Annotated in this window: 16 protein-coding genes; 3 read left to right on the top strand and 13 right to left on the bottom strand. The window is 41.7% G+C overall.

Annotated elements, in window-relative coordinates:
- Positions 1 to 10: 10 nt before the first annotated feature.
- The 3 genes from fetB (at position 11) to U5K72_20390 (ending at position 1,766) form a co-directional block, all read left to right on the top strand.
- Positions 11 to 802 carry an iron export ABC transporter permease subunit FetB gene (gene fetB / locus U5K72_20400; protein MDZ7721195.1) on the top strand — a complete coding sequence of 264 codons (792 nt, stop codon included), beginning with the start codon at positions 11 to 13 and terminating at the stop codon, positions 800 to 802.
- A gap of 71 nt (positions 803 to 873) precedes the next feature.
- Positions 874 to 1,323 (top strand): antitoxin Xre/MbcA/ParS toxin-binding domain-containing protein, encoded by a 450-nt coding sequence (locus U5K72_20395; protein MDZ7721194.1) that lies wholly within the window; start codon positions 874 to 876, stop codon positions 1,321 to 1,323.
- A complete protein-coding gene (locus U5K72_20390; GenBank protein ID MDZ7721193.1) occupies positions 1,323 to 1,766 on the top strand; it encodes an RES family NAD+ phosphorylase in 444 nt (147 codons plus the stop codon). Before U5K72_20395 ends, U5K72_20390 begins: the two co-directional genes overlap by 1 nt.
- 8 nt (positions 1,767 to 1,774) lie before the next feature.
- On the opposite strand, the gene U5K72_20385 is transcribed toward U5K72_20390, so the two are convergent.
- From U5K72_20385 to egtB, 13 genes are all read right to left on the bottom strand, one after another.
- Positions 1,775 to 3,553, bottom strand: a complete 1,779-nt coding sequence (locus tag U5K72_20385; GenBank protein MDZ7721192.1) for an SLC13 family permease — start codon at positions 3,551 to 3,553, stop codon at positions 1,775 to 1,777.
- 89 nt (positions 3,554 to 3,642) lie between these two features.
- A complete protein-coding gene (locus tag U5K72_20380) occupies positions 3,643 to 6,819 on the bottom strand; it encodes a S41 family peptidase (protein ID MDZ7721191.1) in 3,177 nt (1,058 codons plus the stop codon).
- 822 nt (positions 6,820 to 7,641) lie between these two features.
- Complete coding sequence (locus U5K72_20375; GenBank protein ID MDZ7721190.1) at positions 7,642 to 10,524, bottom strand: triple tyrosine motif-containing protein; 2,883 nt, start codon at positions 10,522 to 10,524, stop codon at positions 7,642 to 7,644.
- 15 nt (positions 10,525 to 10,539) lie between these two features.
- Positions 10,540 to 10,806 carry a hypothetical protein gene (locus tag U5K72_20370; protein ID MDZ7721189.1) on the bottom strand — a complete coding sequence of 89 codons (267 nt, stop codon included), beginning with the start codon at positions 10,804 to 10,806 and terminating at the stop codon, positions 10,540 to 10,542.
- 111 nt (positions 10,807 to 10,917) lie between these two features.
- Positions 10,918 to 11,589, bottom strand: coding sequence for a response regulator transcription factor (locus tag U5K72_20365; protein MDZ7721188.1), 672 nt, complete (start codon positions 11,587 to 11,589; stop codon positions 10,918 to 10,920).
- A 602-nt stretch (positions 11,590 to 12,191) separates the two neighbouring features.
- Positions 12,192 to 12,524, bottom strand: coding sequence for a hypothetical protein (locus U5K72_20360; protein MDZ7721187.1), 333 nt, complete (start codon positions 12,522 to 12,524; stop codon positions 12,192 to 12,194).
- Positions 12,511 to 12,960, bottom strand: coding sequence for a MerC domain-containing protein (locus tag U5K72_20355; protein ID MDZ7721186.1), 450 nt, complete (start codon positions 12,958 to 12,960; stop codon positions 12,511 to 12,513). Before U5K72_20355 ends, U5K72_20360 begins: the two co-directional genes overlap by 14 nt.
- Before the next feature lie 572 nt (positions 12,961 to 13,532).
- Positions 13,533 to 13,901 carry a hypothetical protein gene (locus U5K72_20350; protein ID MDZ7721185.1) on the bottom strand — a complete coding sequence of 123 codons (369 nt, stop codon included), beginning with the start codon at positions 13,899 to 13,901 and terminating at the stop codon, positions 13,533 to 13,535.
- 48 nt (positions 13,902 to 13,949) lie between these two features.
- Positions 13,950 to 14,675, bottom strand: coding sequence for an SMC-Scp complex subunit ScpB (gene scpB / locus U5K72_20345; protein MDZ7721184.1), 726 nt, complete (start codon positions 14,673 to 14,675; stop codon positions 13,950 to 13,952).
- 106 nt (positions 14,676 to 14,781) lie between these two features.
- Positions 14,782 to 15,939 (bottom strand): succinylglutamate desuccinylase/aspartoacylase family protein, encoded by a 1,158-nt coding sequence (locus U5K72_20340; protein MDZ7721183.1) that lies wholly within the window; start codon positions 15,937 to 15,939, stop codon positions 14,782 to 14,784.
- Entirely contained in the window at positions 15,926 to 17,827 is a 1,902-nt protein-coding gene (locus U5K72_20335) for a CBS domain-containing protein (protein MDZ7721182.1), read from the bottom strand. Before U5K72_20335 ends, U5K72_20340 begins: the two co-directional genes overlap by 14 nt.
- Before the next feature lie 18 nt (positions 17,828 to 17,845).
- Positions 17,846 to 19,798 (bottom strand): glutamate-cysteine ligase family protein, encoded by a 1,953-nt coding sequence (locus tag U5K72_20330; protein MDZ7721181.1) that lies wholly within the window; start codon positions 19,796 to 19,798, stop codon positions 17,846 to 17,848.
- Positions 19,799 to 19,974: 176 nt separating this feature from the next.
- The gene (gene egtB / locus U5K72_20325) at positions 19,975 to 21,282 is read right to left on the bottom strand and encodes an ergothioneine biosynthesis protein EgtB (protein ID MDZ7721180.1); all 1,308 of its coding nucleotides are present in this window, start codon (positions 21,280 to 21,282) and stop codon (positions 19,975 to 19,977) included.
- Positions 21,283 to 21,643: the final 361 nt, after the last annotated feature.

The raw sequence follows: 21,643 nt of genomic DNA, 5'->3' as shown, positions 1-21,643 counted from the left end.
GCAAATTGTTATGGAAATTATTGAGCTTAGTTGGTTTCAGCTTGCAATTGGCTTCCTGAGTCTATTGATTCCTGCTGCTATTCTCTGGTGGTATCAAACAGGGCTGAACCGAAAAATGGTAATCGCCACCATTCGGATGACACTCCAGCTGCTCTTTGTTGGATATTACCTGGAATATATTTTTGAGTACGACAATCCCTGGCTGAACCTGGCCTGGATTCTTGTCATGGTTATTGTGGCCGATTTTGCCACCATTGACAGAAGTGATCTAAGGCAAAAAGCTTCGTTAGTCATTCCCATCTTTGGGGCTACATTCTTCGGAATTGTTATGATCGATTTCTTTTTTCTTGAAGTGGTGATTCAGCTTCGAACAATTCTGGAAGCTCAGTATGCCATCCCGATTACAGGAATGGTTTTAGGCAATTGTCTTCGAAGTAACGTAATTGGCATCAATGATTTTTATTATAATTTGAAGGAAAATAAAGAGCGATACCAGTTTTATCTTGCATCGGGGGCCACACGATCAGAGGCGCTCTATCCATTTTTTCAGCGGGCGCTTCAGAAATCAGCAAACCCTACATTGGCAAGTATGGCAACCATCGGGCTTGTTTCTCTCCCGGGAATGATGACCGGTCAGATTTTAAGTGGAAGTTCGCCTATGACAGCCATCCAGTACCAAATCATGATAATGCTGGCAATTTTTACCGGTACTATACTCTCCGTTTTCCTGGCCATTATATTTAGTAACCGGTTTGTTTTCTTTGAAAACGACATGCCCGATCCAACCATTTATAAAAATTAGATTAACAGGTATTTTTAAAACATAGAAAAATGTCTTATAATAATAGACATATTTCTATTTAAAATACTGTTATGGATAACAAGCAAGAGTACAACAAAGAGAAAAATTTGGTCAGAGAGGTTGCTACCAAATACGAAGTTAACGAAGAAAACCAGTTTAGTTTGGTAAACAAGGCACAACTTGGCCTGCCTGCATCTGCCTTCTTCGATCTTCAGGAGATTACAGAATTTTCCAATCAAGAGCTTTCCGGCCTTTTAAATGTCTCCTTCAAAACTATTCAGCGTTACGAAAAAGAGGGGAAGCATTTAAGTGCACAAAACAGTGAGCAGTTGCTAAAAATAATCGCACTGTATCAAAAAGCAGAACAGGTATTTGGCTCTCTCGAATCGTTCAATCGCTGGCTTCAAAAACCTGCACCCGGGCTTGGCGGGCAAAAGCCGTTTTCACTTATGCAAACATCCGGCGGTATTGATCTGGTTCGCGAAGAGGTCATTCGCATTGAGTTTGGCACACTGGCATAGTGGTTGTTTTTCGCATCACTACAAAACGCTGGGCAGGTGTGTTAACGGCATCCGGCTATCCTGCACGATGGAATTCTAAAGGAACAGATATTATTTATACAGCTTCCTCGCGCGCGCTCGCATGCCTGGAAAATCTGGTACACCGATCCGGGGAAGGCTTGAATCAGCAGTTTAAAATCACAGAAATTTATATTCCGGATCATATATCAGCAAAACTGATCAAACCAGAAAATTTACCGGATGGATGGCATCAAATGGATAACTATCATCAATGCCAGAAAATCGGTGACCAATGGATAGAAACTTCCGAATCTCTGCTTTTGGAAGTACCTTCTTCCATTATTCGGGAGGAAACCAATATTCTGATCAATCCGCAGCACGCTGAATTTTCTAAGGTAAAAGTTCACAATATCACACCATTTAGCTTTGATCAGAGATTATAAAATATCACTTAAAACGGCCATATCATGGGGATAAAGATTGTTGCAAGAATCCAAAAAATGATATTGAGAGGGAGTCCGATTTTGAAAAAATCTTTTATTGTATAGTGGCCCGGCCCGTAAATCATGGTATTTGTCTGATATCCGAATGGAGTAATCAGGCTGAGTGAAGCAGCAAATGTAACAGCATACAAGAAAGCTTGCGGGTTTACATTGATGGTTGACGCAGCCTCAATTGCGATGGGTGCCAGAAGAGCTGCCGATGCATTATTAGACATAACAGCAGTGATGATAAGCGTTAGCAGAAAAAAGCCGGACATCAATATCGTTGGGCCAAATGTTGCAAGTGTATCCACCATACCTGTGGCCATTAATTCAGCGGCACCGGTCTTATCCATTGCTGTGCCCAACGGCAACACTCCGGCAAGAAGCATTACAACCTTCCAGTTAATTGCCTCGTATGCTTCGTCCGTTCGAAGACACCCCGTTAAAATCATTAGGATCACTCCAATCACGGCACTTATTACAATAGAAGTAATACCCAAAGCAGCTGTTGATACCACACCCGCCAGGATTCCAAGTGCCCAATATGTTTTTTCCTCGCGATACAAGATGGTGTCGATTTTTGAAACCAACACAAATGCCGGTTCATCTTCAAGCTCTGCTGATCTCTCAGTACTCATACTCAACAAGATTGAATCTCCTCCTGAAAGCTCTATATCTGCTAAGTCATCATGCTTAACTTCTCCCCGCTGACGAATAGCCAGTGGCACTGCCCCAATATTTTCATAGAAAGGAAAGTCTCCCAGTTTTGTTTTTACAAGGGATGATTCAGGTGCAATAACGGCCTCAACAATCGCATCGCGGCCGTGTTCAAGGTCTTTATCCATCCATTCTCTTGAGGGAAGCAGTGAAACATCTTCACTTTTCATCAACTTTTTCATCTCGTCTACATTTCCGCGGATTCGTAAAATATCTCCGCCCTCAATCTTGATTTGATTCCTTTTTGCTGATGAATCATCGTTCTGTTTAAAAACCCGAATCACATCCAAATCCAGGTTTTTTGTTAAATCTTCTTCATCCAGGTATGTGCCTACGAGTGAAGAATCATCATTAATTTTAATATCTGTAAGATAATGCTGCATCTCATACTCTTTGGTCAGCTCCTCCTCTTTTCTACGCTCAGGAATCATCTTTATCCCAACTGTAAAGAGAAAAATAAAACCTGATACAATAAAGATGAGCCCCATTGGAGTCAGCTCAAACATACTGATTGCACTCATCCCCCTATCTACAGCAATTGAGCTTACCAGGATGTTTGTGGATGTACCAATCAGTGTTGTAGTTCCACCGATCATTCCGGCAAAAGAGAGTGGCATTAGCATTCGGGAGGGACTCACTCCAACTTTTGAGGCAATTCCCATAATCACGGGAATAAAAATTGCAACGGCCGCCGTGTTATTGATAAATGCAGAAATCACACAAATGAAAAGAAGAAGTGCAAAAAACCAGTAGTTAAAATTCTGCTGCATCTTCTCTGAAAAGAAATCACCTGCGGTATTTAGTATACCGGTTCGCCTCATCCCCTCACTTAATACAAACATTGCTGCCACAGTAACGGTAGCTGGATTACTAAATCCCGAGAGGCCTTCTGTAGGTGTAAGAATACCCGATCCTAAAAGGCACGCCATTATGATAATAGCTGTAACATCGAAGGTTACATAGTCGGTAATGAAGAGAAAAACGGCTACAACCAACAGCAGAAATACAAAAGCTATTTCAAAGGTCATTCTTTTTGCAATCTGTAAAATTCAAAATCAACTCTCCCAAAAAAACAAGATTTACCGACTTTATACAATAGGAATAAAAAATTACCTATTTAAGGTTTCTGCTCATTCAATTCCTGCATAACGTGCTCAATAGCTAATTGAAGCTGCGGATCTTCTCCCTCTAAGCGATCTTTGAATGTATTTTTTAGATAGATATCCGGATCAACTCCTGTTTTTTCAAGGTTTTCGCCACCGAGTGTGTAAACACCCCATGAAGGTAAACGGTAGAAGGAACCATCAACCAGTCTCTTTCCGGAGGTAAAAATTATCCACCGATAGGTTTCTGTACCGATAATTGTTCCCAGGCCGAGTTCCTTAAATCCCTGGGCGGTCAGTTCAGCATCGCTCAGAGATTGTTCATTTACAAGCAGAACGATCGGTTTAGAGGCCGGAGTAAAATTCGATTGAGTTGTTAACTCGCCTTCCCTGTATCCCCATTGCAGGTAAGGTCGTTGTGAGAGAAACCGGAGAACATCATCATGGACATTTCCACCGGTATTATATCGCAGATCGAGAATTAAAGCATCCCGCTGTTCACCCTCAGAAACCATCTCTTCTTTAAAATTCTCCAGTTCACCGCCTCCCATATTTTTCATATGGATATAAGCAATTCTTTCGTCAGATTGTTCATCAACAATTTGCTGACGTTGGCCAATCCACTCCTCATATATATCATCCCGAACAGAGGTATAAGAGCTTGGTTTTAGTTTTACTTCATGATTGGCTGATCCACGGCGAAATGTCAAAATCATCTCCTCGTCCATGGATGGTTTTGTAAAATAATACTCCCTGTTTTGTGATGGATCAACCTCCAATCCATTCACTTTTATTAACTGATCGCCGGGCTGAACCTCTCCATCTGTTTGCCAGGCTGGCGATTGATCGACGACCCGTTGAACGATATAGGGATCATCATCCTCAAACAAGATACCGGTCGCCAGGGATGAACTTCCATAATAGAGATCTTCTTCATCCCCCGATGAATAAAAACCAAGATGTGAAGAGTTCAGCTCTCCAACCATATCATTCAGCAGCTCTCTCAGATTGCTTCTTGTACGCACATGCGGCAAAAATTGCCGGTAATAATTGCGAACAGACTCCCAGTTTTCGCCATGAAAATCGCTGCTGTAAAAATTCTCTTCCAGGTTTGCCCACATTTCATCAAACATCTGGTTGAACTCATCCCGAAGATTCCGCCGAAACGTGTGAGTGATCTCAATCTTTTCAACACTGCCGGATTCAATATTCATTGTGTGGATATCACCATTCAGGAGCACCCAGTAAGAATCATCCACATTCAAAACCCCACTTGATTCCATCTCGGTTCCATCAATTTTCTCAGTTTTAGGAGTTTCAAAAGGTTCAAATACCGTTTTCCACCAACTGGTGTCTCCCTGGGAGTGGTTCGACCTGTAAAGCAGGTATGTCTTCTCACCTTTTTTAAAAATTTGCGGTGTTGTTTGTGTACCGAACTGTGTTCCAACCTGCTCCCATCTGTCCCGCAGTCCCTCTTCCCGGATGGTTATTTCAATACTATCTTCTTCAGGTTCTTCACCGTTTCCATTTTCATCATTTGTCCCTTCATCTTCGGTTTCCTCAAACAGTTTATCTACTTGTTCCGACCGAAATTCTGGTTCAATCAAATCTAAGGCTATTCGATAGATATCTGTTTCTTGTGGACCGTACGGATAGTTTGGCTGGGTTCGATTGGTCTGGAAGTAGATATATTTCCCATCGGGAGACCATACCGGATTTGTCTCTGAGACAAAGGTATCAGTTATTGTAATAACCGATTCGTTTTCAATATCATAGAGATACAGATTCTGTTCGAAATTTCTGAAAGCCGTGTAAACGATAAAGGTATCATTGGGAGAGAAAATTGGAGGCGAAGAAAAGAGGTCCCAAATTTCATCTACAACTACAGTTTCGCTCTCGTACGATTGTAGATCCATGATTCGAACTTCACCTCTTCCACTCAGATATACAGCTTTTGTCCGGTCACTGTTTAGGGAAACAGATCGATTATTTTGCATCTCATCCGTAACCTGGATTTCCCCTGATGCACCATTAGCCGAGATAGTAAACAGATTTTGATATCCGTCTTTTGTCTGATTGAACAGGATGGTTTTGTTATCGTTCATCCAAAGAACTTCCTTCACGCGGCCATCCACACTTGTTGGCAGTTTTCGCACAAATTTACCTTCTGCGTCAGAAATAAACAGTTCTCCTCTTGATGAAAACGCCAACTTCTCTTTATCAGGTGATAGATCAAATGCCGTGATATTTCCCTGCACATTAAAATCCTGTTCTTTGGCTAATGTGTTGTTTCCATACACCGAAATCGGCACCCTGTTTGCCTCACCCGTTGTAACATGGTAGATCCAAAGCTGGTAATCCTTTTCAAAAACAACTTTCTCACCATTCGCACTTACATTCGGAAATTTGATGGATGATGAAAACTCTGTCAGATGTTCTTTCACTCCCAGGTTAAACTGATACAAATTATACTCTCCATTTAATTCATCAGAGATAAAATAAACTGTGCCGTTTTCATCAATGGTTGGCCACATATCTTTACCGCGAAACTCTGTCAACACCCGGTACTGCTCCGTTTCGGGATCATATACCTCAATTTGAGGGGCAAATTCGCCGCGATATCGTTTCCTGTGATCCTGATTTTTACTCTCCCACGAGGTATTAAAGTAGAACGACCCGTTTGGATGCATCGCCAGGTTGTGATCGGTATTGTGATAATGAGCAAAAATTCTGCCCGGAGTTCCACCTTCTCTTGATATTTCCCACGTACTAAACCGATTCTCACGGTCGGATGTAAAATAGATCGTTTCGGAATCCCAGGACCAACCTTCTACTTCATCTGTTGATTGATGGAATGTAAGTTGCTGCAGATCCCCTCCTTCTATCGGCATAATATAGAGATCCTGGTTTCCATACTGGTTTGATGAAAACGCAATCCATCGTCCATCCGGAGAAACAGACGGACGGGTTTCAACGCCATCCATTGCTGTTAGTCTTGTAGCTATTCCTCCATCTGCCGGTACTTTCCACAGATCACTTTCATAGCTAAATATTATGGTTTGGGCATCCGGGGTTAAGGTTGGATGACTGGTAAAATAAGGTTCGTTCTGAACTGCCATTGCAAGCGTAGAAAAAGAAGTCAAAAGCAACATTGAAACGGCCCGAAAGAATCGCTTATCAAATAGAAGCATAGATTTTGAGATTGATTACAAAGTTGTGAGACTGACAATTTACGAATTAACACAAAGACAGGATAGATCATTACTTTAAAAAGCAACGGCAGACCTGCGCTCAATCAGGTCCGCCGTTTTGTCTCTCCGTTATCATATATGATAAGCTAATAGAGTTAAAGAGGTTTAATGGGTGATTAGCAATTTTCTACCCAAAAAAACCAACGTAATAACTCCATTGAGAAAATCTAACCCAACCTTCACTTTACAGGCACCTCCATGCCCGCTACACAACCTCGCTTTATGTAACTTTAAAGGTTGGGTTATGAATTATTCTCTGCCTGAAGCATATCCTTAATCTTCTCCAATCTCACTACATAACTATGTAGTTTTGTATTCAATACCATATTTATTCGTTTATGGAATAACTTCTGATGTTGAATTCCAGTTAAAACTTCCGCCCGATGTAAGAGATTCATGCTGCCCAAAATTTTTTTTAACCGCATATGTTACAGACAGGGTCTTCGATTTTTTTATCACAGCAGATGGATCTTTTTGAAAATGTAAATAATGGTTACTTCCCGAAGAAAAAATTGAGGATGCTGATAGAACAACCAATCCCAGGATGACGGGCACAAAGACCCTTGTTAATCTGTGTTGATTTAGATGTTTTAAAAGTTTTTTCATTTCTGCAGGCTGAAAGGTTTATATCGTAAAAGCATATAACTTCTTCTCTTCCTATTGAAAATACTTTCATCACCCCCATTAAACACTACATATCTATGCAGTTTTTGTTTGTATCAGCGATAATTATGAACATAGAATTAGCAGAGGAGAGAGGCCTCAGGCTACCGGCACTTTAATCAGCCAGTGGGTTCCCTTACCGGGATTTGTTTTTAGATTATATTCTCCATTCAATTGCTCAACTCTCTCTTTAATATTTTGCACTCCGTAACCGTCACTTCTTATTTTTTCCGGGTCGAATCCAATGCCGTCATCTTCAATTCGAATATGCAGTCTTCCCGAGATCATCTGAAACTGAACAACTACATGATTAGCCTCTGAATGGCGGGCGATATTGGTGAGGATCTCCCGAAAAATCAGCCAGATATTTTTGCGTTCAGTAATGGTGGGACGGCCCGAAAATTCATCGGGATATGTAAACTCATGTTTAATATTTTGTGCGTCCAGCATATCGGCTGCAAACCGTTTACAACGCAGAAACAGGTTCGTCCAATCGTCGTTTTCGGAGTGGATAACCCATACAATATCACTGACTTTTTCTTTCGCCTCGCGGGATGATTTTGTGATTAATGACAGAAATCGATTGTTCTCTTTTTCTCCAAGTTTCCTGGAATTGATGGCATCCGCGAAAAAATTTATACTACTGAGCGTTGAACTTAATTCATCATGAAGATCCCGTGCGATACCATCGCGAATTCGTTGCTCTCTTAATATGGCATTCAATCGTATTCGATAGCCGCCATAAATAATTCCGCCTGCAATCAACAAATATCCTATATACGCCCAGATGGTTCTGTACCAGGGCGGCAGAATGGTAAACGTAAATGAATCGATACTCCCGGCCTTTTCATATACATTTTTTCCCTGAACCTGGAATGTATAGGTACCTTCCGGTATAAATGTATAATCTTTCTGCATTTCCTCCGTCCATTCACTCCACTGGTCATCATATCCCTGCAGCCTTATTCTATAAGTATTCAGCGCCGGATCGATATAACTGGCTGCGGCATAGGTAAAACGAAGATCATTGTTTTCATATGTAAACTCTGGTATATCTGGGAGTTCCCCGTGCCCGCCATAGATCAATGAATCGTTGGGCATAAAAACACCGGTAATGTTTGTGTTAAAATCGGATTCGTAACTCCAATCAGTATCAGACAGATGGAACAGCCCCTCGGAGCCGCCAAACCAGAGACTTCCATCAGAATTACAATGAATCTCCTGTATTGAACCCTCATTTCCAATCAGACTGTACGGCTTTTCAATAATTTCCCATGAATGATTTACACGAATCGCCCTTTTGATTTTATGGCCACTTATAAACCAAATTTCATCATCTGAACACTGCTCAAATGAAAAGACCTGGGATGTCACAATATTTGAGTTACCGGAAGGAGATTCATACAAATTAAAACTGGTATCTGGCAAAAATGAATCGGATTCTTTATCAAATATATATAGCCCGCCATCTGTCGCCAGGCTTATCTTATCATTTATCGAAGAGATATTTCTGATGGTGGAATATTCACCCTCAATATCAGGGATGTATTTTCTTGTCTGATTACCATCTAATGAGGTAAACAGAACTTCATTTTGAAAAGTAACGGCCCAAATTCCATCGATATCTGCATAAAACTGGCGAATTTCTGATTCGCTGTATAACACTTCCGAACGATCAACGGATTGTTCACTTATGGTAATCTGTTCGATGGAATTCCGATGAGCTCCAAAAAAAGTATTTCCGCTGTTACCGGGAATTTCCAGTTTTCTGTAGCTGCCCTCCTTAAGAATATTTTCAGACTCATTACCCAAAATTCGAAACAAGCCGGACGGAAACGAAGCATAGAGAGTCCCGTTTAGTTGAATAGCATCATACACCAATTCATCTATACCGGGATGTTTATGAACTTCATTCTCATCTTCAAGAAGAAATAATCCATGGGTCGACCCAATATATACCGTACCCTCTAAGGACTCTATAAATTTTGTACTGCCATCAAACCCATTTTGCTCTTGAATAGCGGTAAGTGGATTATTAGCCAGGATTTTTATAACTCCGTCTGATGATGTTGCCCAAAGTGTCCCTTCCCGGTCTTTATAAACCTCATAAATTACATTTGTGGGAAGTCCATTTTCTTCGGTTAGAATATGTTGAATCGTACCATCATTACTCATCACCACCACTCCCCCATTCAGAAACGCCAGTGCAATATCCGTTTCATTGATAGCAGTTGCCCTATAAAGAGAATGTTCCTGTAAATAGTCATCTGCACCGGTGGACAGATCAGTAAAGCGTCCATTTTGGTATTTCACAAAACCGTGATTTCTGAATATCAACAGTTTATAATCGGGGTATTTGAGTATTTCGATCAATCGATCATCGGTAAATGGATCAGACCCTTCAATGGGTTTCCATTGGTAATTCACCATCCGGTTTAATCCGCTGGCTTCTCGTTGAACCCAAAGTTCATCGCCTGCTTTAAAAATTCCCCGGAGTCTCTCTTCGCTCTCCACAACTTTTACCGTATCCTGTTCCAATATCAAAATAGCATCCGATGTGCGATGATACAGCTTCTCATCAAACTCAACTATCTGCCAAACATCAGCAAACGAACGGCGAGTAGAGTCAATCTGGTTTTTCAGGGAAACTAATCTAAACTTATTTAATGAATCGCTTTCGAGATATCCAAAATCTCCAACAGCGCCCCAATGGATCTTTGAATTAAACAACTGAAGCGACCGAATAGCCCCTGTATCGGGTTTATATTGTAAGCTCTCCCAATCTACACTGTCAAATTCTTGTATCGTTTCTCCCTGACTTCCAAAATAGAGAAACCCGGAATCATCCTGTGTTACAGACCAAATTTGAGGATGGGTACCGATCTCTTCTGAACTGTAATGGTGGATAAGAGGCACACCCTGTCCACATACACTTAAAGGATAAAGAAGAGTAAGCAGAACAACGCTTATCCACCTGATCATTAATAAACCATTTGGTTATAAATCTTCAACTTCTTCCGGATCTCCTGCTTCAACAATTACAGGATCATTTCCGTCTCCGAGATCACTATCTCGGGGAATAGACTTAATTCGAATATATATGGGGCTTTTTGTCTCTGATATAAAAGTTAAGTCGAACAGGTTTTCATTTGTAAGCTTTTTCCTTGAATGGGGAGAAACAGATTCTGACTTCGCTTTGGTTTTGTCTTTAATGATGAGCTCAGCATCCGTTTTATTTTCTACAGCCTTAACGATTGGATTCACGATGTACACCTGTTCTTTTTTAGTTTACCATGTTGTGTTGAATAGAAATCCCGTTAGAGAGTACCATTTTTTTAGTACTTCTAAAAAATAATAATTGCAGTTAGTTTACAATTATTCCCTGGCCATCGTTATTAGGCCATTTGCAAGCCCCATTGCCACCGCTTCCGCTTTGCTGTTTACCTGTAGTTTCCGGTAAATATTTCGGATATGATAGCCTACACCATCCACAGACAGATAGATTTTATCGGCAATAGCTGAATAGGAATTACCTTCTGCCAACAATCGCAAGACCTGCTGCTCCCGGTCGGTAAGATCCAGTTTCTTCTTTTTCTTGGGTTGAGTCTGCATAGAAGCGATCACTTTTCGGGCAATAATCGGAGACATGGGAGAACCTCCTTCATACGCATCTTTTACCGCCTGGATCAGTTCATCCGGTCCCACTTTTTTGATGAGATACCCAATAGCCCCGTTCTGCAGAGCTTTAAAGATATGCTGGGAATCTTCCATCACCGAAATCATAATGATGGAGAGTTTAGGATTGATCTCTAAAAACTTCTCGACGCCTTCTGTACCCAAAATTCCCGGAAGCTGAATGTCTAAAAGAATGATATCACACCAGGCAATATCATCGGATTCAAGAGCCGACTCACAATCGCGAAATGTATTCTTTACCACGATTTGAGAATCGCTATCCAGAATGGTCTCCCATCCCTCGCGAATATATTGGTTATCCTCTACAATGACGACACGTATCAGTTTCGGTTCTTGTCCGTTTTCTTCCATCAGTTTTTATTTAAAAATGGCTATCATTTGAAAGCCATTCACTACATGGGTATGTAGTTTCTTTTAGATAATCCAAACTGGAGTGGAATTCAAGTCTCACGTTTTTCAAATTTTCAAAGTCCGTCTGAGCATATTAAATATTCTAACTCACAGCTGTCCTAACCATTTTAAAAATTAAGAAGAATCGTTCTTTTTAACGCGCCAGGAACAGTTTTATAGGGTTCCTGAATTGAATCCCCAAACCCATGATAAGAGGTTTGAATGTATATAGTCCTGCATGAAATACGGGGTGGCAGCAGGCGAATTCCGAGAGACCCCGAATGGATCAAATATTCATTATTGAGAAATAATTGGGTATTTATTGCGCCAAAGACATCCCTTGGGAAACCCCATTCGGGCTTCTTCAATGGTCAAATCTCTGAATCGAGACTGTCAAAAAGGATGTAAGGAAAATCAATATTCTCATTTTTGTCATACCGGACCCCGATCCGGTATCTCCACACTGATTAACAATTGGAGATTCTGAATCAAGTTCAAAATGGCAGGAATTTATTAAGTTCGGTTCCTTATAGGGTTAATCAAAAATTAGGTACAGGTGATTATCAAGAAGTTTTTTCAACGCACGCGGTACACTCAACCCACTCTTCACTTGGAATGTGCTGGATCGCCTTGGGACTGTTGCCTCGCTCAAAAACAGGTTTGAAAAGTACTTTTCCTTCATCATGTTCTTTACCACAGGTATGACAGCTAACCTCGTGGTCCATCCGAAGTGGTGTATATCCGGTAATCACCCAGCCGTCGTGTCCCTGGTGAGAAGCAAGGCTTTCCAATGCCGCTCGCACGGTTTGAGATTTATTGCCGCTGTAAAATTTATCAGCGAGTTCCTGAAGCAGGCCAACTGTAGTATTATCAAGTGTAAAGTTAAGACGTTTCATGATGCGGATGATTTTCTTCTTCCAGGATGGGATGGTGATTATGCTTTTTTACATCGCAGGTTTGATGATGGCGATAGTTAAACCAGTGTCCGGCTATTAACAATCCACTCCCAATAACAGTTAAAGTGGTTTCGAACCAGAGTCCGATAAAAAAATGCCCGGGGAACCAGCCTATCAAAACCAGTAAAAATCCGCCCGACAAAAGACGCGTGATCTTTTTGTCAAAATGACTCCGTTTTGAGGCGAAATATATGGTCGGTAAAATGAGTACTATAAATATAGGGTGCAGCCATTCGTGCATTACAGTGGTAAACCCCCATAAAGGAAGAACGGCTATAAGCACCGGTACTAAAAGACAATGAATGGCACACATTCCTGAGATGCCGATTCCCAGCCTATCCCAAAGAGCTGATGCTGTAAAACTTTTTTCTGACAAAGCGAATTTCATTAAGCGTTTTAAAGTGTGTATTAAAGTACACACTATTTACACACCGATCAAGAGAAGTGTCTGGCTACCCGTCAGACCGATCAAAGCGGGTATCTGTTTAGCATGATTAAAAAGATACAACTGTGGTAAAAATTAGTACGGCACTGCTTGTAAGCATGTTATGGCGAGGATCAGGTGTCGTCCGCCAGGCGGACTTTTGGTAGGTAGCATTGACATAAACCCTCGGTTAAAAACCGAGGGCTACTGCCTGTCGTCCCGTAAAATGGGACTTGGGTTCTATGTAGCCTTTCTGTTTCTGCCTTCTCCAAGTGGCTCCGGCTTAATGATCAAATGAACACTTTTTTGAAATAATTGGCCAAAAATCATACTACTGTCTGCACGCTATTTTGTCTAAAGACCAAATCCGGCAGGCGGACGAAACTTTGCTGCTGGTGTTAAAAATCGGTATGTGCAGCGGGCAAACTGACGCGAATATACAGGATCAACAAGACTACCCGTTCAACCATCAAACACGCTAAACAGGTATCAAAGCGGTCAGACAAGTAAACGAATTGATTTTCTTATTCTTCCCTTGTCGCTTCAAAGGGTAACATTCCATCCGGCGTGCGCACCGAACCAATCAATTCATTCCCTTCAATTGTGCAAATTGTTGTAACCAATCCACCATCTACGTAGGCTCTAAATGTAACGGTGTCAGCTTCCACATCTACAGAACTGATGCTAATTACCCGGCCGGTATCAAATTCAATTCTGCCGGTGTACTCTTCCTCTTCTCCCTCTTCAAATACAACTTTTCCCTTACGGTATTCAGGCATTGTCTGTTCTACGTTAAACGCCCAGGCTCCCGAAAGGCCATCCATGACCTGGAAACTGCCAATCGTTACTATTGAAAAAATAACTGTAGTAAGTATTAAAATACTTTTCTTCATATCTGTATCTCTATTTTTCGTTTTTGTTATTGGTAGTATTCGGCAAACTCATTCTTTGGCAGATTCTGAGTCTTCTTCCCCATCCTCGCCATTTTCATTCGTCTCATCAATCTCTTCAGCAAAATCTTCAAACAGTTCACGGGCTTCCTCATCTTCAAGTTCCATCTGCCGCTCCATCAGCAACCGGCGATGTTCAGCCATATCGTCATCTTTCAGAATTTCGTCAATCTCACGCGGTTTAGGAAGTTCATCTACAGAATTTATCCCAAAATGCTTCAAAAAGTAACTGGTTGTTTTGTAAAGTAATGGCTTTCCGGGTGAGTCTGCCCTGCCCGACACCTTTACCAGCATTTTCTCTAATAGTTGCCTAAGAATGTATCCTGAATCCACACCTCGTATTCCATCCACTTCCGGTTTGGTAATGGGCTGGCGATATGCCACAATGGCCAGTGTTTCAATAGCGGGCTGAGACAGTTTCCGATACGCATTCTCATGCTGAAATATACTAAGCCACGGATGATATCTTGGTTGAGTTACAAATGTATATCCGCCACCGGTTTCTTCAATCCGAAATGAAAGATCGTTCTCTTCAAACCGGGAATTGAGCTGATCCACAATTTTTTGAATCACTGTTTGATCCAGCTCCAGTTCTTCCTCGCTCTCTTTGATAATATCGGCCAATTTCTCCCAGGAAATTGGCTCAGGACTGGCAAATATTAGAGCCTCAATCACAGAAGTGAGTCGGGTTCCGTCGACAAATCGGTAATCTAACATTCAGGTTTTAAAACAGTTTAAAATTAACTCGTTACAGTCATCGGATGAGTGTGCTCAGCACTATCAATATTCCGATACAGAACACTCATCCGATGACTAAGTTCTCTTAACGCCGGTAACATATTAACGTATTTTCGTCTTTTTGCGTAACACGATATCCCAGCAAGTGAAAAATATCCTTCACCAGGAATCGAGCTGTATTCGTATCCACTTCAAAGCTGTTATCACTGAGTTTACTCACACCCGGTAGATATTTAAGTAAATTATGGAAAAAGCTTTGCCTCAAATAGCCCGAAAGTGTAAGCCAAAATTCCGGCACTTCCCGAACAATCAAAAATCCGTCGCGTCCTTCTTTTTGATAAAGGGGCATAAAAATTCGTCCCGATACAGGAGCTTTTATCAGTTGGTCATTCTCATATGCAAGGGGGGTATTTTTTTCGACAAAATTAAAATTCTCAAATCCACTGATCATATCAAACTTGCGTGAATCCTCTACAATTTTATGATGAATCACTTCGTAGTACGTGTCTGGCACTCCGTTACTGTTTCTCAATATTTCCTCTTTCTGCCGCACTTCCTCTTTCGTCAATTCGTAAAATCCCTGGCGATGTAGAACCAGCCAAATAAAAGCTTCACAACGTTTTACAGAGATTATGGCTTCATGGGCACCGGCCTCAAAACCGATCGCCTTAAAACCAAGGTTGTTGATGTAGCTGAGAAGCGTTCCCTTAATATTTTCCTCAATTCCCAGTATTTGGGGAACCGGGAATTTACGTGCAAGATTACGGTTTGCAAGAGTATCATTCAAAAGAATAAATGCGCAGCTTTGCGAAGAGGTGGTATGGAGATCTATAAATATAAACTCACTTGCCGTACCTGCATGTTTGTCGATAATGTGATCAACAGCTTTTTTGATCTCCAGGCTCTCCCGGTATTCCACCGGTCTGTTTTCGGCTTTACGAAAGGAAAAATCCTGGTTGGTATTAAACCGCTCCCACAGACGATTCAGATCGGTGTCCAGAAAACGAACTCCCAGCTTTACAGCCTCTATATTCCCTGTAATTGCATATACAGATCCCTGGATTTCATTACTTCCAGCTGTAAATTTTTCAGCTACTCGATCAACTGCATCAATTCCCGCGGGTTCATTGCCGTGAATTCCAACAAAAAATACAATGACAGCTCCCTCTTGATTTCCGGTTTTCGACCATCGTATACGATTTATCTTTTTTTCTTCTTTTGTCTCGATTTTAGTCTTTTGCATCCGTACGTTTCTTCATCTTATTCCAGATATCCTGCGTATCCTTATCTGTAATAATGCCAACAAGTGCATCTTTTTCAACAACAGGCAGACAGCTCACCTCTTTATCAATCATTAATAGCATGGCATATTTAATATCATCATTCGGGCTGATTGTAATCGGGTCTTTATCCATCACATCAGCAGCCGTTGCAAGGCCGTCTTTTTCAGGATCATCAAGATAACGAACCAACCGATTTTTTGTAATGATTCCTTGCAATTTTCCGCGACTATCTTCTACAGGCAGATGCCGTATATTCCTCCATTCCATCACTTTCAGTACCAGTTCTGCAATATCGTTTTCGGTAACAGTCACAAGATCCGTCGTCATGATGTTACTCACCATGTCGTACTGAATTTCGAACCCCTCTACCTCACTGTAGTCCCCCAGTTTCCACTCGTGAACAGGTTGATCTGTAGCACGCCGTTTGTGCATAATTGCTGTAAGAGCCACTGCCGATTCACCCCGATCTAAATGCTCCCGTAACTTTCGATAACTGTCTACAGTCCAGCGGGAACCAGTTGCGTGATTTTCTGCACGGGCACGTATAATATTAAGATTCTTGTTGATATCTTCTTCATCCACTCCCTTTTTTTGGAGGCCTTCGCGAGCCATCGGAATAAGAACCTCCAGTATGAGTCTTCGGGCCGACATCAGCTTACCATCCCAAACCATACCGCTTTGGATTCCCCACATAGCTGCTTTGTAAAAATTTTCTTTCACCTCGTCAAAATTTATACGTTCCCAGATATTGCGGTATTTCTCAGGCAGGTTGCTCATTAATCCCACCCAAAATGCAAAATTTGCAATTTCATCTTTAATAGTTGGGCCAGACGGCAGATATCGATTTTCAATTCGCAGATGGGGAACTCCGTCTAACATCCCGTAACATGGGCGATTCCATTTATAGATGGTGCCGTTATGAAGTTGCAATGCTTCTAATTTTGGAATATCACCTTTTTCAAGTGTTTCCAAAGAGTCTTTCTCAATATCTGTAAGAAACAGCAGTGTGTGCCGGGCAATATCATTTTTATAAACATCCGAAACGCCTTTAATCCACCGGTTTCCAAATGTAACCCGCTGCTCGCGTTCCCTCAGGTGATACCCTTTCCCCCGCGTATCAATACTCTGCTGGAACAACGGAATTCGTGTTTCTGCCCACAACTGCTTTCCAAACAGAAGCGGTGAATTACAAGCCACCGAAAGTACCGGCCCCGAAAGCATCTGAGCCCAATTATACATATCGGTAAAATCATCCGGCTCTATTTGATAATGACACTGAAAGCTGGTATTACAAGCTTCAAACAGAATATTGTTGTGCGTAAGTATCAGTTCATCTACACCTGTAATATTCAGTTCAAACTCTCCTCCCCTGAGTTCATAAATAATATTTGCCAGCGCTTCGTATCGCTGTTTGGGTGTCATATACTCCATCTGAACGGCTCTAAAATCGATTGATGGCAGTATGCCGCTGAGTATAATCGTTTCATTCAGGCTGTTTGCAGCCTTTTCTGCTTTGTTTAAGATCTGGCTTAGCTGCAATTTAAACTGTGTAAAACAGTCCCCGCTCAGTTCAATGGGATCGAGGTTAATCTCCAGGTTGTACTTGGCCAGCTCGGGTGTTACATGATCATCATTAACCTTCTCCAAAATTGTAAGTGCGTTCATGGATGGCTTGAAATACTTATCAACCAGGCAAAATTCCTGCTCCGCCCCTATCCTTGTAATACCAGATTCAATCTGTTTGCTTTGCAGCATCTTGTCAATCGCTTCCACATCATGCAACAGATGCTTCAAAAACTGTTTTCGCGATTCCGGATCCTTTGCAATTGATAACTTCTGCGTTCCCATAGCTATTCTAACTCAATATTATCCGTCTGATTTCCCAGATTCAGATTTACTTTTATCATCATCACTGTGTAAACGTCTCAACAGCCGTGAAGTTATCGTCATATAATTTTGCTCGGTAATAATTCCTACCAACCGATTATTCTTTACAACCGGAAGGCACCCAATTTTCTGACTGTCCATAATATCAATCGCTTCCAAAATAGATGCTTCCGGATGTATGGTAATAGGATTTTTAATCATAATCTCTTCCACCGACTTACTGGACGATCCTTTATTATGAATGATATTACTAAACTCTCTGAACACCATTCTCATGGTAATCAACCCAACCAGGTGTTTGCTGTCATCCTCAACGGGTATATACCGGATCCGCCTCCACTCAAACAGGTTTGCCACCAGTTCAATAATATCATCTTTTTGAACAGTAAAAAGATCGGTTGTCATGAACTCCTCCACCAGTAAACTCGACGGCTGCCACATCTCCATATCATCCAGCTTGGCCAAGCCCCACTTGTGCACCGGTTCTCCCTTCTTTTGATTTTTGATCATCGCATTGGTCACAGCCGTTAATGCCTGTTCCCGGCTTATATCTTTCATCAGGGAGTTGTATGATTTTACCATCCAGTAGCTGCCGGTTTGAGCCACATCTGTTCTCTCCTCAATAATATCGAGATAACTCGTAATGTCCCCGTCATCCACACCCGCATTTTCCAACCCTTTTTTGGCCAGCGGCAGTAACTCTTTTGTGATTAATTCCACGGCTGAATACCGCTTGTCGTCCACCCATTTAAACTTTGTATCAAGGCCCAGTTTTGAGGCCGCAAAAAAGTTCATGCGTGCATCATCAAAATCCAGTTTTTCTGTGATGTCATCGTAGGCTTCATCCAATCCATTCAGCAAGCCCAGCCAGAATGAAGCATTTGCAATTTCATCAATTACAGTTGGACCGGAGGGGAAGATCCGATTCTCAATTCGAAGATGAGGGACGCCATTGCTGATTCCATAACAGGGCCGATTCCACCGATACACCGTTCCGTTGTGAACCTGCAACGCCATCAATTTTGGGATCTCTCCTTTATCCAGGATTTCATCGACATCTTCGGTAATATTTGAGCTGAGCATTACCCGGTAGCGCGCAATATCTTCCTTATAGATCTCCAGGATACTGTCTTTCAGCCATTCATTCCCAAATGTCACACGCGGACTGCTTTCCCTCAAATGACCTCCCACTTTCCGGGTATCCACGGATTGATGAAAAAGAGCTACTCTTGTTTCCGACCAAAGTCGTTTTCCAAAAAGAAGAGGAGAGTTCACTGCGCTGGCCAATACAGGCCCGGTAATAGCTTGTGCCAAGTTATATTTGTGTACAAACTCTTCGGGCGATACCTGCATATGCACCTGGAATCCGGTATTACAAGCTTCCAAAAGAGGAGTATCAAAGCGCATCAATAACTCATCCATTCCCTGGATTCGCAAATCGTACTCATCACCCCGAAGTTTATTGATAGCTGCACACAACGCTTTATAGCGTGGGAGTGGTGTAAGGTTTTCTATGTCCAGGTCAGATTTCCGGATAGTTGGCAAGACGCCGGTCAGCACAATATCGCCGTCAAATTCCCGGATTGTTTCCCGGACTTTATCCAACTGGCGAACAATGTTTTGTTCCATTTTTGAGAGACACGCTCCCTCAAATTTCAACGGATCTAAATTTGTCTCCAGGTTAAATTTTGCAAACTCCGTTGTAAATTTATCGTCATCGAGAGCTTCGAGAAGTTCTATGGAAATAGGAGCAGGTTTAGCGTACCTGTCAACCAGGCAAAGTTCCTGTTCAGCGCCAATGCGAACGGTGTCTTTTTCAAACAGGTCATTATTCAACATCCTTTCCATTGCACGGATGTCATTCAAGAGATACTTGATAAACTCCTGGGTTTGTTCTCTGTTTTCTGCCAGTTTTACTGTTTCAACACCCATAGATTTTTGGTTCAGATAATTTGAATTCAGACCCGAAACGGGAACCGCCCTATTAATACCAAATTAATTGAAACGGAACAAACACGGAAATCTCAATCTAAAATGATTTTTTTACAAGATGGTATTGCAAACAGTTCTTTGGGGAGAGGGTCTGAACCGGATAAATCGTTGTTTATCTACTTCACATCTCTATCTTTCGCAAGCCGAATTCCTGTAAACTGCCATCGGGCATCTGTATGGAAAAAATTCCGGTATGTTTTCCTGAAATGGGATTTTGGAGTAGCGCACGACCCACCTCTCAACACATACTGATTGACCATAAATTTCCCATTGTATTCACCCAATTTACCCGGGAAAGGTTTAAACCCCGGATAAGGCGAATAAGAGCTGCGGGTCCACTGCCAAACATCCCCGAACATCTGTTTCAGACTTTTTGATTGTTTTTCTGAAGAGGCCGGATGATAATATTCCTGTTCAACAAAATTCCCTTCAACGGGCAGTTCTTTCGCTGCTACTTCCCACTCCTGCTCAGTTGGCAAACGAGATCCAGCCCAGCGTGCATACGCATCGGCTTCAAAATAGCTTATGTGGCAAACCGGTTCGTTAGGATCTAATTTCTCCAATCCGCTCAGAGTAAAATGATACCATTCATCATCTCTTTTTACCCAGTAGAGTGGCCAGTTCCACTCCTCATTTTCAACGGTAGCAAATCCTTCATCCAGCCAATATTTGGGATCTGTATACCCGCCATCTTCAATAAATGCCGCATATTCGCCATTGGTTACAAGACGGTCTGCCATCTCAAATTTGTTGATATAGGTTTTATGCGATGGAAATTCATTATCAAAACCAAAACCATCGCCTTTATGGCCAATTTCATAAACACCTTCGTCAAATTTTATCCAATTCATTCCCGGTATGGAGGATCGTTTGGGACGTTTCGTTTCTTTATAGATAGGATAGAGCGGATTCTGACCAAACATGTACTTCATATCGGTCAGCATCAGTTCCTGGTGTTGCTGTTCATGATGAATACCCACTTCTATAACCGGCAGCCACTCCCCGAGCTGCTCTTCATCGAGACTATCAATAAACTGGTGCATATTTTTATTGATATAGTCCCTGTATTCGAACACTTTTTTAACAGTCGGGCGAGACAGGTTCCCCCTCTTATCCCTGCAATGCGGATCACCGGTTTGAACGTAATAAGAGTTGAAAATATATCCGTACTGAGGATGGAGAGAATCAAAATCCTCATCCGCTTTTTTCAGTATAAATGTTTCAAAAAACCAGCTTGTATGTGCCAAATGCCATTTTGTGGGACTGGCATTTTCCATCGCCTGAATTACAAAATCTTCCGTTTCGAGCGGCTCCGTTAATTTTTCAGTTTGGGAGCGTACCTCATCATACCTCTTTTTAATTCGGTTTTTTGCAGCGTTGAGATCATCAATCTTTGGTGTTTTCAGAGCTCTTTCTGTACTCATTTCATCTTTTTTTCTTGTTTAATATCACACACTTATATAATGAATGTAAAGAAAATATCATTTCTTTAAACTGATGCATCTCCGTTTCAATATCTTACAACAGTACTGTCCAAACCGTTTCAAGATGTACACATAACCTCACATGGATGCATCTAAAGACAGTTTTTTTCAAAAACCAATCCTCTCTGAAAATTTCCTGTTTGCCATGCTTTGCGAGCATCTGGTTGGTAACCCTAACAAGTGATCGCAACTAAATGCGTTTCGCAGGGTACGCCTGGTTGATTCAACGTGTTGTATTAAAACCGAAAAATAACTCGCAGGCGCACACCGGACCTTCTGATTGAACACAGCCACTACAATG

The sequence above is a fragment of the Balneolaceae bacterium genome, assembly GCA_034521495.1.
In the GTDB taxonomy this organism is placed as follows: Bacteria; Bacteroidota; Rhodothermia; order Balneolales; family Balneolaceae; genus Rhodohalobacter.
This window is presented reverse-complemented; position numbering and strand designations above follow the sequence as displayed.